This is a genomic window from Pseudarthrobacter sp. N5, from assembly GCF_050157035.1.
Taxonomy (GTDB): Bacteria; Actinomycetota; Actinomycetes; order Actinomycetales; family Micrococcaceae; genus Arthrobacter.
Map to the genome: position 1 here is coordinate 1,606,037 of NZ_CP189593.1, position 13,740 is coordinate 1,619,776.

The window sequence follows — 13,740 nt, forward strand, 5'->3', positions numbered from 1 at the left end:
GTACGTCATAGCAAGGCTCACCCTGCCTGGATCCGGGACTGATTTGCGCCCTCGATGGAGTCCTCGTCCGGCAAATCAGCCGGCAGCTGGCGGTCCAGGGGCAGATGGTCATGGATTCCGCCCGTTTGGCCGAGTGATAGTTCAATCACGGAAAGAGCTATTTCGCGCCGGAGGCAGCCCTGCCGCTACTACCATGGATGAGTGCAACCCCAGATACTTATCCGTCCCGCCGTCGAGGCAGACTACGACGCCGTAGCCCGGATCACCCGGGATGCCTACCTTGCGGCTGGCTACTTTGACAATGCCGATCATCCCTACATCAGGCAGATCCAGCAGGTGGCGGAGCGGGCCGGCAAGGCGATCATCTGGGTGGCTGAACGTGAGGGCCAGGTTGTGGGCTCCGTGACTCTGGCCGTTGCCGGCGAGCCGTACGCAGACATTGCCCTGGACGATGAACTTGAATTCCGTATGCTGGTGGTGGATCCGGCGGTGCAGCGCAGCGGTGCCGGAAGGGCGCTGGTGGAGGCGATCATTGAGCATGCCAGATCCAGCGAAGGCATCAACGCCGTAGCCCTCACCACGGGGATGACGTGGGAGAGCGCGCACGGCCTGTACACGAAGACCGGGTTCCAGCGCGTCCCCGACCGCGATTGGTTCGTCCCTGACACTGACATAAAGCTGCAGGTTTACCGGCTGGACGTCCAGCAGCTCTAAAGTGGTGCCGACCCGCAGCAGCGAAAGGCCCAGCATGCGCAAGACCTTCGGCACCGGCTCCGTCTGGGAGCAGACCCTCGGCTATTCCCGTGCGGTCCAGGTGGAGAATACGCTCTACATTTCCGCTACCGCCGCCAGCGGTGAGAACGGAATCGTTGGCAATGACTTCTACACCCAGACGCAGTACATCCTGGCGAAACTCGGAACAGTACTGGCAGATGCCGGGTTCAGTTTTTCTGACGTAGTGCAGTCCAAGCTGTATCTGACGGACATCAGCAAGTGGGAAGACGCCGGCCGTGCCCATGGCGAAGTCTTCGGCGACATCCGCCCCACCCTGTCCCTGGTCCATGTCCTGCCGTTCCTTGACCCGGACATGCTGGTGGAGATTGAACTCGTGGCGCAGCGGAGCCCGGACTAGGAGAGCAAATCCAGCCCGCTTCGACGGTGGTCCGGTGCAAGTGACTCGGATGTTCAGGGGAGCGCCGGGAGTCGGTAGCGGTGTTCCGGACGGCCTGTGGTCCCGTAGCGTAACTGGATGTCGACGGCGCCGTCATCGGCTAGCGAGGACAGGTACCGCTGGGCGGTGGCCCGGGAAACCCCAACCCGTCCGGCAACATCCGCCGCCGAATACTGTTCCCCGGGAAGCAACGATTCCAGCACGGCGGCCTCGGTTGCGGAACGTGGTTTGGCGGACGGGGCGACGTCACCAGGGATGAGAGCCCGTTTGGCACGTTCCACCGTTTCCTGACCTACTGTGCCTGGCTGGGCCAGGATGCGCCGGTACCGTGCGTAGGAACGAAGCTGTTGGGACAAGGACTCGGCGGTAAAAGGCTTCAACAGGTATCCGAGGGCGCCCCGGCGGAAGGCCAGCCGCAAGGACGTGCTGTCCGAGGCGGCACTCAGCATCATGGTGTCCACGTCCAGCTGGTGCAGCAGGTCAAGTCCGGAGGCATCCGGGAGATACACGTCCAGGAGAACCAGATCCGGTCGCAGGCTGTGGACGGCCTGCATGGCCAGCGACGCCGAGCCCACAGGCGTCAGCGCCAGGAAGCCCGCCACGGAGTCCACATAGGTGGCGTGCAGTTTCGCGACGTGGAAGTCGTCGTCAACGATCAGCACCCTGAAGTCCTCAGACATCGTTGTCCTTTCCTGATGGAGTCGCATCCTTCAATGCTGTTGCCGGTAGCCCTGAAGTGGTCCGGGGGAGAGTCGCCATAAAGACGGCGCCCGGACCGCCTTTTGTGCCGGGTTCCAGGACCGTAACGTCGCCACCCCTGCGCCGGGCAAGCTGCCGGGCCAGAGCAAGCCCCAAGCCGTGCCCGGAAACGGCAATGCCGGCGACCCCACGGCCGGGACGGCCAGTGCTTGCCGACGTCGTGAATCCTTCAGCAAATACCGCCTCCGGCGTAACAGCGCCGGACAATCCATCGCCGGACGGCCCAGCGCCGGACAGTCCATCCCCGGAATCGGCGACAACGATGTGCAGTGTGCCTGCCCCGTCGCCAGGTTCGTCCAGCAGTTCCAGCTCCACCCAGCGTTCGGCTGACGAGCCGGCCACGGCCGCGTTGACCGCGTTGTCGATCAAATTGCCGAGAACGGTGGTGACGTCCTGCGGTTCGGTGACGTGGCCGCGGACCAAGGTTTCCGGGCCGATCCGCAGAGTCACGCCGCGTTCATCGGCTTCTACGCCTTTGGCTCCAACAAAGGCCTGCAGGTACGGATCCTGGAGGAGCTCGGCCTGATCAACGGGAAACTTCAGCGGGCCGGTGGCAGCCAGACGCGCCAGGTAATCACGTGCCTGCTGATGCTCGCCGATGCTGATGAAACCGGCGATGGTGTGCAGTTGGTTGGCGAACTCGTGCCGCTGGGCCCGGAGCGCTGTGGACATGGTGCCCACGGCGTCCAGCTGCCGGGTGAGGTGCTGCAGTTCGGTGCGGTCGCGGAGCATGATCACCCAACCCAGGTCCTCGCTCCGGTGCAGCGCCTTCCGGGCGCTCGCCACCAGCACCTGACCGCCTACCACGAGCTCGAGCGCATCCGCTTCGCCTGCGTCCGCCCGGGTCAGGGACTTGAGCTGCCCGGGAACCGGCGAGGGCATCCAGGGCGTTCCGGCGAGGTCCGGCTGGCCCAGCAGCCGTTGGGCGGCAGCGTTAAAGACGCTGATCCGGCCGTCGGCAGCAACGCCGATCACGCCGTCGTGCACGCCCTGGAGCACTGCTATCTGGTCATGGGCCAGGGTGCTGATCTCCTCGGGTTCCAGGCCGAGCGTCAGCCGTTGCAGCCGCTGCCGCAGCAGGAAGCTGGCCAACACCCCCACCAGCAAGGCTCCGGCGGCGGTCAGGGCGATCGGGCCGAGGTCCCTGACAAGGCTCTGTCCGATGGATTCCATGGAATAGCCCACGCTGACTTCACCCACCACGGTCAGCGAGTCTGGAGCATGGACGGGGACCTTGGCTCCCGCGGAGGGCCCCAGCGTTCCGGTGTTCCGGGTGATGACTTCCTGGCCGGCCAGGGCATCGGAGGGGTCGGTGCTGACTTTTTCGCCGAGCCGGTCCGCATCCGGATGGGCCAGTCTCAGCCCGGTTTCATCGGTGATCACCACAAAGAGGGCGCCCGTCCGGTTCCGGGCCCCTTCCGCCGCGGCCATCAGCGGTCCATTCAGCAGTTCGGCGGGCGGGGGAGTCCCCGCCTGCTTGCTGATGGCGCTCACGTTCTGCCTGACAGCAGGCTCCGAGGCGACGGTCCTGGCCAGGGTGAGTGCCTGGTTCTCGGCATCGCGTCCCAGCCTGTCGTAGCTCAGCCACACGTGGACGGCGCCGCTTAGCAAGACCACCAGCAGCACCACGCCCAGTTGCAGGAGCAGGGTCTGCGTGGAAAACCGCAGTCTGGCGGCGGGGTGCTTCATGATTCTCCTTAACTGCCGTCAGCGTTGGCTGTCCCGGGAGCCTGTGAGCAAAACGAGCAGAATGCTCCCAACTAGCAGTATGCCAATCAAATCAAGCAAAGGCACTGCCGTGACGGGCGCCACCATAGCGTCTGTAGCGCGCATCACATTGCCGTGATGCCGTTCACAAAGAAGGAGCCGGCCGTGCTGGTATTACTTGGATTCGCCATGATTGCGGTATTCATGGTGCTGATCATGACGAAGAAGTTGACGCCGGTGCTGGCGCTGATCATCGTTCCAACCGTGTTCGGGCTGTTCGCCGGCGCCGGACTGGGCATCGGAGGCATGGTTCTGGATTCCATGAAGTCCATGACGTCCACTGCGGCGCTCCTGATGTTCGCCATCATCTACTTCGGAGTGATGATCGACGTCGGACTGTTTGATCCGCTGGTGCGTTTCATCCTCCGCAAGCTCGGGAACGACCCCGCCAAGGTGGTGCTCGGCACCGCAATCCTGGCCGCCGCGGTTTCCCTGGACGGCGACGGCTCCACCACCTTCATCCTCACCACCGCCGCCATGCTCCCGGTCTACCTGCGCCTGAAAATGAGCCCGGTTGTCCTGACCTGCGTTGCGGGCCTGGCCAACGGGACCATGAACATCCTGCCGTGGGGCGGCCCCACAGCCCGCGCCGCCTCCGCGCTCAAGATCAGCGTGTCCGAGGTCTTCGTCCCCATGATCCCGTCGCTCATTGCCGGCCTGGCGGTTGTTTTTGTCTTCGCTTGGCTGCTGGGACTGCAGGAACGTAACCGTCTCCGCGCCGTTGCCCCCGAAATCTGGGGCACTGCGTCAGATTCCGCAGACGCGTTCGACGGCGGAGCCTCCGACGGCGGCACCGGAACCAGCCGTGCCGGCCGCGGCAGCTTCCTCAGCGGCGGCCTCCGCAACTCCTCCCGTCCCGGCTCCTCCGGCTCCGGCACCGCCGTCGGACGTTCCTCGGTAGCGGTAGTGGACCGCCCCGAGGTTCTCGTCGACGGGCGGGACACAGCCATGGCTGACACTGCCCTGGACCCCGACCGCAGCACCCTCCGGCCCAAGTTGCTCTGGTTCAACTTGGGCCTGACAGTGGCACTGATGGTCATGCTGGTGGCCGATCTGGTACCCCTGCCGTTTGTGTTTATGGTGGGCTCGGCCATCGCACTCCTGGTGAACTTCCCCAATCTCAAGGAACAGGGCGCCCAGCTCGTGGCGCACGCGCAGTCGATCGTGGCCGTCGTCAGCATGGTCATGGCAGCCGCCGTACTGACCGGAGTCCTTAACGGCACCGGGATGGTCAAGGACATGTCCACGTGGCTGGTGTCCATCATTCCTGCAGACATGGGCCCGTCCATGGCCGTCATCACCGGCATCCTGAGCATTCCCATGACCTTCTTCATGAGCAACGACGCCTTCTACTTCGGCGTCCTTCCGGTCCTGAGCGAGACGGCCGGGCACTACGGCATCAGCGGCGCGGAGATGGCGCGGGCATCCATCACCGGCCAGCCCTTCCACCTGCAGAGCCCTCTGGTGCCCGCCATTCTGTTGCTGGTTTCGCTGGCCAAAGTTGATCTGGGGGACCACCACAAGAGAGTTCTGTGGCGCACCGCTGTGGTGTCCCTGATGATGCTCGGCGTGGGAATGCTGACGGGAGCCATCGGTATCGGCTAGTCTAAAGCTGCCTGCGGCCGGGTCTTTGGCCTGGTTAGGGCACCGAGGTGCCCGTCTGACGCCCGCTGGGGGTCGTCAGGCGGGCACTGACGTTTGCCCATTAGACTGGTTCGGAAAACAATTCAAAACTTGCAGGGGAGATCCATGGCTGCGATCAACCGTGACGACGTCGCGCATCTCGCGCGGCTCGCTCACATTGAGATGAGTGCCGAAGAGCTGGACAGGATGGCCGGCGAACTCGCCGTCATCGTTGATTCAGTCAAATCCGTCAGTGAAGCCGCCGGAGACGACGTCCCGGCCACGTCCCACCCCATCCCGCTGAGCAATGTGTTCCGCGAAGACGTGGTGGGTCACACGCTGTCGGCCGAGCAGGCCCTGTCCGGCGCTCCGGATTCCGATGAGAACCGTTTCAAGGTCCCGGCAATCCTGGATGAGGGCTAGAACATGACTGAACTGAACTCCACTGATTCACACGGCACCGCTTCCGATAAGAACCAGCTGATCCGGCGTTCCGCCGCCCAGCTGGCCACTATGCTCGCCGCGGGCGAGGTCTCTGCAGTTGAGGTCACACGGGCACACCTGGACCGGATTGCCGCCGTTGACGGTGGCGACCGCGGGATCCACGCGTTCCTGCACGTCAATACGGACGAAGCGCTGGCCGTCGCCGCAGGGGTTGACTCCCTCCGTGCCGCCGGCGGCGCCGCCGCGGAGGAGCTGCATGCGCTCGCAGGTGTGCCCATCGCCGTCAAAGATCTCATCGTCACCATCGGCCAGCCCACCACGGCTGGCTCGAGAATCCTCGAGGGCTGGCACAGCCCGTACGATGCCACCGTGGTCAAGCGGCTCCGCGCCGCGAAGATGCCGATCCTGGGCAAGACCAACCTGGACGAGTTCGCCATGGGTTCCTCCACGGAGCACTCGGCCTACGGCCCCACCCGCAACCCCTGGGATCTGGACCGGATCCCCGGCGGTTCCGGCGGCGGCTCTGCGGCTGCCGTTGCCGCTTTCGAAGCCCCGCTGGCCCTCGGCACGGACACGGGCGGTTCCATCCGCCAGCCCGGCGCCGTCACCGGAACGGTGGGTGTCAAGCCCACGTACGGCGGCGTGTCCCGCTACGGGGCCATTGCCATGGCTTCCTCGCTCGACCAGATCGGCCCCGTATCACGGACGGTCCTGGACTCGGCCCTTCTGCACCAAGTCATCGGCGGACATGATCCCTTCGACTCCACATCCCTGACGGACCCGCTGGCGGACCTCGTTGCCGCCGCGAGCCTGGGCAACGTGGACGGCATGAAGATCGGCATCATCAAGGAGCTCCACGGCGAGGGCTATCAGGCCGGCGTCGAAAACCGCTTTAACGAGTCGTTGGAACTACTCAAGCAGGCCGGTGCCGAAATCGTTGAGGTTTCCTGCCCCAACTTTAAGTATGCGCTGGGCGCTTACTACCTGATCATGCCCTCCGAGGCTTCCTCGAACCTGGCAAAGTTCGACGGCGTGCGGTACGGCCTTCGCGTTCTGCCGGAAGACGCACCATTGACGATCGAACGCGTGATGGCAGCCACGCGTGCCGCCGGCTTCGGAGACGAAGTCAAGCGCCGCATCATCCTGGGCACCTACGCGCTGAGCGCCGGTTACTACGACGCCTACTATGGCTCCGCGCAGAAGGTCCGCACTCTGATCCAGCGCGATTTTGAAGCCGCTTTTGCCAAGGCAGATGTCCTGATCTCCCCAACTGCGCCCACCACGGCCTTCAAGCTGGGGGAGAAGCTGGACGATCCGCTGGCCATGTACCTCAACGATGTCGCCACCATCCCGGCGAACATGGCCGGTGTGCCCGGGCTTTCCCTGCCGGGCGGGCTGGCTGACGAGGACGGTTTGCCGGTGGGCATCCAGCTCCTTGCCCCGGCACGTGAGGACGCCCGGCTGTACCGTGTGGGCGCCGTTCTTGAATCGCTGCTGGAGGCGAAGTGGGGCGGTCCCATCCTGGACAGGGCCCCCGTGTTGTCCGAGGCCCCGTTGGCCGGGCTTGTCGAGACGGCCGAATCCCTGGAGGCAAGTAAATGAGCGCTGATGCAACCCTGAGCTTCGAAGAGGCGATGGAGAAGTACGATCCCGTTTTGGGGTTTGAGGTCCACGTTGAGCTCAACACCAAAACCAAGATGTTCTCCTCCGCACCCAATGTCTTCGGTGACGAGCCCAACACCAACGTCAATGAGGTGGATCTCGGCATGCCGGGCGTCCTGCCCGTGGTGAACAAGAAGGCCATCGAGTCTTCCATCAAGATCGGCCTGGCGCTGAACTGCACGATCGCCGAATCCTGTACCTTTGCCCGGAAGCAGTACTTTTACCCGGACACCCCCAAGAACTTCCAGACCTCCCAGTACGAGGACCCGATTGCGTACGACGGGTACCTGGACATCGAGCTCGCTGATGGCACTGTGTTCCGTGTCGAAATCGAGCGCGCGCATATGGAAGAAGACGCCGGGAAACTGACGCACATGGGCGGCTCCTCAGGCCGGATCCAGGGCGCGGACTTCTCGCTGGTGGACTACAACCGTTCGGGCGTTCCGCTCGTGGAAATCGTCACCAAGCCCATCGAGGGCGCCGGTTGGCGGGCGCCCGAGCTCGCCAAAGCGTACGTTGCGGCCGTCCGGGAGATCGTCAAGAACCTGGGTGTGTCCGACGCCAAAATGGAACGAGGCAATGTGCGCTGCGACGCCAACGTTTCGCTGCGCCCGCACGGCCGCGAACGTTTCGGCATCCGTTCGGAAACCAAAAACGTTAACTCGCTTCGCGCCGTCGAGCATGCTGTGCGTTATGAAATCCAGCGGCACGCTGCCGTCCTGGATTCGGGCCAGCCCATTGTTCAGGAAACCCGGCATTGGCACGAGGACACACGCACCACCACCTCCGGACGTCCAAAGTCCGACGCCGATGACTACCGCTACTTTCCTGAGCCGGACTTGGTGCCGATTGTGGCGTCCCGCGAATGGGTGGAGGAGCTGCGTGCCACGTTGCCCGAGCCCCCCGCCGAACGCCGCAAGCGGCTGCAGAGCGACTGGGGCTACTCGGACCTGGAATTCCGAGACGTCGTCAACGCCGGTGTAATGGATGAGATCGAGGAAACCATAGCTGCCGGGGCCACCGCTTCGGTCGCCCGCAAATGGTGGATGGGCGAGATCGTGGGCCGCGCCAAGAACGCGGACGTGGATCCCGGCCAGCTCGGTGTTGCACCGCACACCATTGTTGAGCTGAACAAGATGGTGGAAGACGGCAAGATCAACAACAAAATGGCCACCGAGGTATTGGATGGCGTTCTGGCGGGCGACGGCACACCGGCGGAGATCGTGGAGAAGCGTGGACTGGCGGTGGTTTCGGACGACGGCCCGCTCCTGGAAGCCATCGATGCCGCTCTCGCAGCGCAGCCAGACGTTGCCGAAAAGATCCGCGGCGGCAAGAGGCAGGCCATCGGCGCCATCGTGGGCGCCGTGATGAAAGCTACCCGCGGCCAGGCTGATGCCGGCCGCGTGCAGGAGCTGATCCTGGCGAAGCTCGGCGTCGAAGGCTGACGCTTTCATCTTTCACCCAACTGGGTCGCAGCAGATGTCGTTTTGAGCGCTCAAAACGACATCTACGGCGACCCAGTTGGGCCTTAATCGGTGGCCACGTTCCCATGTTTACTTTCGGCTCCGCGCCGTAGACTGGTGATTCAGGGTGCCGGTGCCCGGGCCGGTTTCATGAGAGGAACGCCATGTCGCTTCGTGAGCCGCTGAAAATCCGCAAGGCACTCCTTGCCGGCACAGTTGCCGTAGCGTTGACGGGCGCTGGGGCCGCTGTCGTCTGGGCGGCCGGCGATACCCCAACCCCGTCGCCGTCGTCCGCCGGTCCGTCCGCTGACAGCGGGCAGGCGAAAGTACGCCCGGACAAGAGCCAGCATTCCCAGGAACTGCACAGCGAACGTGTGGTCAAAAAACCCGACGGAACGTTTGAGACCCAACTGAGGCAGAAGGGCACCGTGGAATCTGTCAGCGATTCTGCCATCACTGTCAAAAGCGAAGACGGTTTCAGCCAGAACTACACCATCACTGCGGATACAAAAATCGTCAAGATCCCCGCGCCGGCTGCCGACGGTACTCCAGCCAAGGGCGACGACGGAAAGCGGCTACTGCCATCCCAAGCCACCGCGGCTGACCTGCATTCCGGTGACTCCGTGAGGATAGCCGGAAACAGGAATGGCTCCGATGTGACGGCGCTTCACATTCTGGCTGGTGCCGTGGACGGTCCTGGCATGGGGCTTGGCCTCGGACGGGGCATGGGACACAGCCAGGGCCTCGGCCTGGGGCACGGCAAGGCCAAGGATTCCAAAGAGCAGTAATTGCAGGGCCACTCACACCCAACTGGGTCGCAGTTAATGTCGTTTTGAGCGCTCAAAACGACATTAACTGCGACCCAGTTGGGCTTTAAGCGCGCGCTGCGCCCTGAGGATAAACGGTCGCAAGTGACGAAACATGATGTTTATGTCGGATTTCAATCAACTTCTTGCAAATGAGATGCCGATCACTTACGCTTTGTTAAACGGTTAACGAACGTGGCATACATCACACAACCAGAAGAACACTGTTTTGGACTGTGACCGCATTTAACGAGGAGAGAGCATGAACTCGACGACGGAGGAGGTGCCGGCGGTGCCGGCACAGGACCGCGTCCAGGCATTGGAGGCAAACGGCAGCACGCCGACGCCCAAGCCTGGAAGGTCTCGGACGTCCGGCAGGAAGCGCAGTTCCCTGCAGCCCAGTTCGTTGAGCCAGCCTGTTCATAAGAAGAGCCTGAAAAGCCGGCTTCGCCGTGACAAGCAGATGCTGCTGATGATGGTGCCGGGAGTCCTGTTCCTGCTGCTTTTCTTCTACGTCCCTATCATCGGGAACGTCATCGCGTTCCAGGACTACCAGCCGTATCTGGGCATCGGGGACAGCCTGTGGGTGGGCTGGCAGAATTTCTCGGACCTGTTCGTCAATCCGGACTTCGTCAAAGCGTTCTGGAACACGCTCTATCTGGCTGCCTGGCAGCTTGTGTTCCTCTTCCCGGTGCCGCTGGTCCTCGCTCTGATCGTGGATTCACTGATGAGTTCCAAGGTCCGCAAGATCTTCCAGAGCATCGCGTACCTTCCGCACTTCCTTTCCTGGGTGCTGGTCATCGCGTTCTTCCAGCAGATGCTCGGCGGAGCGGGATTCATCAACAACTCGCTGCGTCACCTGGGCATGGACGCCATTCCGTTTATGACCAACCCGGATTCCTTCCCGGTCCTGGTGGTGGTCCAGATGATCTGGAAAGACGCCGGCTGGGCCATGATCATCTTCCTCGCGGCCCTCGCCAGTATCGACGCTTCCCTCTACGAAGCTGCTGCCGCCGACGGCGCCGGTCGCTGGCGCAGAGTCTGGCACATCACTCTTCCCGGTCTGCGTCCGGTGATCGTCCTGCTGCTCATCCTGCGGATCGGCGACATCCTGTCTGTCGGATTTGAACAGTTCATCCTGCAGCGCGATGCCGTAGGCGCCGGCGCCGCCGAAGTCCTTGACACATTCACCTACTACACCGGCATTGTGGGCGGCGGGTGGAGCTCAGGTGCCGCCGCCGGCCTGGCCAAGGGTGTGGTGAGCTTGCTGCTGATCTGGGGTGCCAATAAGTTGGCCCACAAGTTCGGTGAAGACGGAATTTTTGCGAAGAAGGTCGGCTAGCCGTAACCGGCGCCGCACAAGGAGACTCACATGGCTACGACATTGTTTACAAAAAAGGCTTCCGGGCTGAGCAAAGATTCCATCCGGCCTGTCTGGAAAGAAAAGCCGTCAGCGCTTTACCAGACCATCAAGGCTGTGGTGTTGGTGCTCTTCAGCATCTCCATCCTGGCCCCTATCCTGCTGGTCGTATCAACCTCGCTCGCTGATAACGAGCAGCTGGTGGCTGCCGGCGGCTTCGTGATGTGGCCGGAAAGGCCGACGCTCGAGGCCTACCAGGTCATTTTCCGCGGACCGATGGTCATCCAGTCCCTCGGTGTCAGCCTCTTCATTACCGTGGTGGGTACCCTCCTGGCACTGTTCGTGACCATCACCATGGCCTACGCCACCAGCCGTTCGGTCCTGTTCGGCCGCCCGGTCATCCTGGCCATCCTGTTCACCCTGCTGTTTGCGCCGGGACTCATCCCGTCGTTCCTGATGATCCGTGAGCTCGGCTTACTGGATTCACTGTGGTCCCTGATCCTGCCCGGCATTTTCGGTGCCTTCAACTTTGTGGTGATGAGGTCGTTCTTTATGAACATCCCCGGTGAGCTGATCGAAAGTGCGCGGATTGACGGGGCCAGCGATTGGAAGATCCTTTGGAAGATCGTTTTGCCTCTGTCCAAAGCCGTGGTGGCCGTCGTGGGACTGTTCTACGCCGTGGGCTTCTGGAACTCGTTCTTCAACGCCCTGCTCTACATCAACGACCACAGCAAATGGCCCATCCAATTGCTGCTGCGTAACTTCGTGGTCCAGGGCAGCGGCGCAGCGGACCAGCTGGGCATCACCACCACCCCGCCTCCGCAGTCCATCCAGATGGCCGTGGTGGTGGTGGCTCTTGTCCCCATCCTCATGGTGTATCCGTTCCTGCAGAAGCACTTCACCAAGGGCGTTATCACCGGCGCAGTCAAGGGTTAGCCCCGCACTCTTCCCCCCAATGAATTTCAGCACCAACACACTGAAAAAAAGACTAGAAAGGTCTATGCCATGACGAGCACTACATCCGGACGGGCTGGATTCAGCCGACGCGGTTTTCTGGGCCTCGCGGGACTTGCGGTCACCACAGCCGGCCTGGCCGCCTGTGGCACCGGCGGCGCAGGCGGTTCCGGTTCCGGAGGCGCCGCTGCCTCCTCTTCCGTGAAGCTGCCCACCTACAAGGAATTCACCGGCTTCACGGCAGATATTCCGGGAAATGAAAAGGGACTGCAGTCAGCGTTCTTCAAGCTGCCCGACGCTGTCCAGTCCGTCAAGAGCGCGCCCCTCAAAGGCAAGGTCACCGGACTCACCGAAACCTTCGACACCATGAGCCCCGCCATGAAGGACAACCCTTTCTGGCAGCGGCTCAACGCGAAGCTGGGCGGTGAACTGGAACTCCAGATCGCCGAGGACATCGGTGACGGCTACCCGGCCAAGTTCGCTACCGTCCTTGCCAGCAACGACCTCCCGGACATGATGTGGGTTCCGCCGAACCAGGGCATCCCGAACATCGGGCCCATGCTGGAAGCCAAGTTCCAGGACCTCACCAAGTACCTTTCCGGCGACGCCGTCCTGGAGTACCCCAATCTGGCCGCACTGAAGCCGGCTTCCTGGAAGACCGCCGTCGTCAACGGCAAGATCTGGGGAGCTCCTATTCCCAGTACGCCGTTCGGCCAGGTGTACGTCGGCAACCACGACGTCTGGGATAAGGTTGGCGGCTTCGGCGCTGCCAACGCAGATGAATTCCTTGCAAAGACCAAGGAGCTCACCCGTCCGGCTGAGCAGAAGTACGCATTGGAACCCGCGTACATCAATGCCCTGCACATGGTCGGCGAATGGTTCGGTACCCCCAACGGCTGGGGCGTCAACAAGGACCGCACACTGGTCAGCCGCTATGAGACAGACGAATACACGGCCGCTCTCGAGTTCACGGCAAAACTCTTCGCCGCCGGTGTGTTCTACCCGGACACCAAGGCAACGGACATCCGCAACCGCGTTGCCAACGGCAGCGTGGCCGCCCAAGTATCCGTCGGACCTACCGGCGTCGCGAGCTATCGCGCCATGAACAAGACCACGAAGTTTGAGATCCTGGTTCCGTTCAGCGCCGACGGCAAGGTCAAACCTGTCTATGACATGGGCTACGGCACCGTTGGCTTCACCCCGTTCAAGAAGGCGGAGGAAGGCAAGATCCGTGAACTCCTGGCCTTGATCAACTACCTGTCGGCGCCCTTTGGCACCACTGAATATGTGCAGAAGAACTACGGCGAGCCGGGCCAGGACTACACGCTGGATGGAGGCGGCAACCCGCAGCTGAGCGAGTCCGGCGCCATCAATGTCCCGGGACTGGCCTCGGCACTGAACATCATGTCCAGCCCGGAAAGCGTCATCTTCAACCCCGGCTTCGACGACGACACGAAGTATGTCCATTCCCAGGAGCAGAAGCTGCTCGAGTTGGCGTGGCGTAACCCGACCAACGGCACGTATTCGGACACGAACGCCAAGGTGGGAGCGAAGATCAACAAGCAGATCAACGACAAGGTCATCGACATCATCACCGGGCGGGCCAAGATCGACGAACTCAAGGACGCCGTCAAGCGCTGGAAGTCCGAGGGCGGGGACAAGATCCGCGACGAATATCAGGCGGCACTTCCGGCCGACGTGCCGGTTTTCTACTCATAGAATGACGGGTGT

Annotated in this window: 13 protein-coding genes; 10 read left to right on the top strand and 3 right to left on the bottom strand. The window is 62.7% G+C overall.

Annotated features, from left to right (window positions below):
• Positions 1 to 17: 17 nt before the first annotated feature.
• A complete protein-coding gene (locus ACQCST_RS07795; RefSeq protein WP_426998708.1) occupies positions 18 to 149 on the bottom strand; it encodes a hypothetical protein in 132 nt (43 codons plus the stop codon).
• Positions 150 to 201: 52 nt separating this feature from the next.
• On the opposite strand from ACQCST_RS07795, the gene ACQCST_RS07800 reads away from it, so the two are divergent.
• Together ACQCST_RS07800 and ACQCST_RS07805 are read left to right on the top strand one after the other, a co-directional pair.
• Complete coding sequence (locus ACQCST_RS07800) at positions 202 to 714, top strand: GNAT family N-acetyltransferase (RefSeq protein ID WP_426998709.1); 513 nt, start codon at positions 202 to 204, stop codon at positions 712 to 714.
• 34 nt (positions 715 to 748) lie between these two features.
• Entirely contained in the window at positions 749 to 1,132 is a 384-nt protein-coding gene (locus tag ACQCST_RS07805; protein ID WP_426998710.1) for a RidA family protein, read from the top strand.
• A 53-nt stretch (positions 1,133 to 1,185) separates the two neighbouring features.
• Here ACQCST_RS07805 and ACQCST_RS07810 read toward each other — a convergent pair whose 3' ends face one another.
• Positions 1,186 to 1,851: a response regulator gene (locus ACQCST_RS07810; protein ID WP_426998711.1), complete on the bottom strand. Its 666-nt coding sequence runs from the start codon at positions 1,849 to 1,851 to the stop codon at positions 1,186 to 1,188.
• Positions 1,844 to 3,619, bottom strand: a complete 1,776-nt coding sequence (locus ACQCST_RS07815; RefSeq protein WP_426998712.1) for an ATP-binding protein — start codon at positions 3,617 to 3,619, stop codon at positions 1,844 to 1,846. The genes ACQCST_RS07810 and ACQCST_RS07815 overlap by 8 nt, the downstream gene beginning before the upstream one ends.
• Positions 3,620 to 3,802: 183 nt before the next feature.
• Between ACQCST_RS07815 and ACQCST_RS07820 the strand changes: the two genes are divergently transcribed.
• The 8 genes from ACQCST_RS07820 to ACQCST_RS07855 all read left to right on the top strand — a co-directional run bounded on the left by ACQCST_RS07820 (position 3,803) and on the right by ACQCST_RS07855 (position 13,728).
• Entirely contained in the window at positions 3,803 to 5,302 is a 1,500-nt protein-coding gene (locus ACQCST_RS07820) for a CitMHS family transporter (protein WP_426998713.1), read from the top strand.
• A gap of 144 nt (positions 5,303 to 5,446) precedes the next feature.
• On the top strand, positions 5,447 to 5,743 hold the full coding sequence (gene gatC / locus ACQCST_RS07825; protein WP_426998714.1) for an Asp-tRNA(Asn)/Glu-tRNA(Gln) amidotransferase subunit GatC: 297 nt from the start codon (positions 5,447 to 5,449) through the stop codon (positions 5,741 to 5,743).
• A 3-nt stretch (positions 5,744 to 5,746) separates the two neighbouring features.
• A complete protein-coding gene (gatA, locus tag ACQCST_RS07830) occupies positions 5,747 to 7,366 on the top strand; it encodes an Asp-tRNA(Asn)/Glu-tRNA(Gln) amidotransferase subunit GatA (RefSeq protein WP_426998715.1) in 1,620 nt (539 codons plus the stop codon).
• On the top strand, positions 7,363 to 8,871 hold the full coding sequence (gene gatB / locus ACQCST_RS07835; RefSeq protein WP_426998716.1) for an Asp-tRNA(Asn)/Glu-tRNA(Gln) amidotransferase subunit GatB: 1,509 nt from the start codon (positions 7,363 to 7,365) through the stop codon (positions 8,869 to 8,871). The genes gatA and gatB overlap by 4 nt, the downstream gene beginning before the upstream one ends.
• A 182-nt stretch (positions 8,872 to 9,053) precedes the next feature.
• Complete coding sequence (locus ACQCST_RS07840; protein WP_426998717.1) at positions 9,054 to 9,677, top strand: hypothetical protein; 624 nt, start codon at positions 9,054 to 9,056, stop codon at positions 9,675 to 9,677.
• A gap of 280 nt (positions 9,678 to 9,957) precedes the next feature.
• Entirely contained in the window at positions 9,958 to 11,037 is a 1,080-nt protein-coding gene (locus ACQCST_RS07845) for an ABC transporter permease (RefSeq protein ID WP_426998718.1), read from the top strand.
• Positions 11,038 to 11,067: 30 nt separating this feature from the next.
• Positions 11,068 to 11,991, top strand: coding sequence for a carbohydrate ABC transporter permease (locus ACQCST_RS07850; RefSeq protein WP_426998719.1), 924 nt, complete (start codon positions 11,068 to 11,070; stop codon positions 11,989 to 11,991).
• A 69-nt stretch (positions 11,992 to 12,060) separates the two neighbouring features.
• Entirely contained in the window at positions 12,061 to 13,728 is a 1,668-nt protein-coding gene (locus ACQCST_RS07855; RefSeq protein ID WP_426998720.1) for a sugar ABC transporter substrate-binding protein, read from the top strand.
• Positions 13,729 to 13,740: the final 12 nt, after the last annotated feature.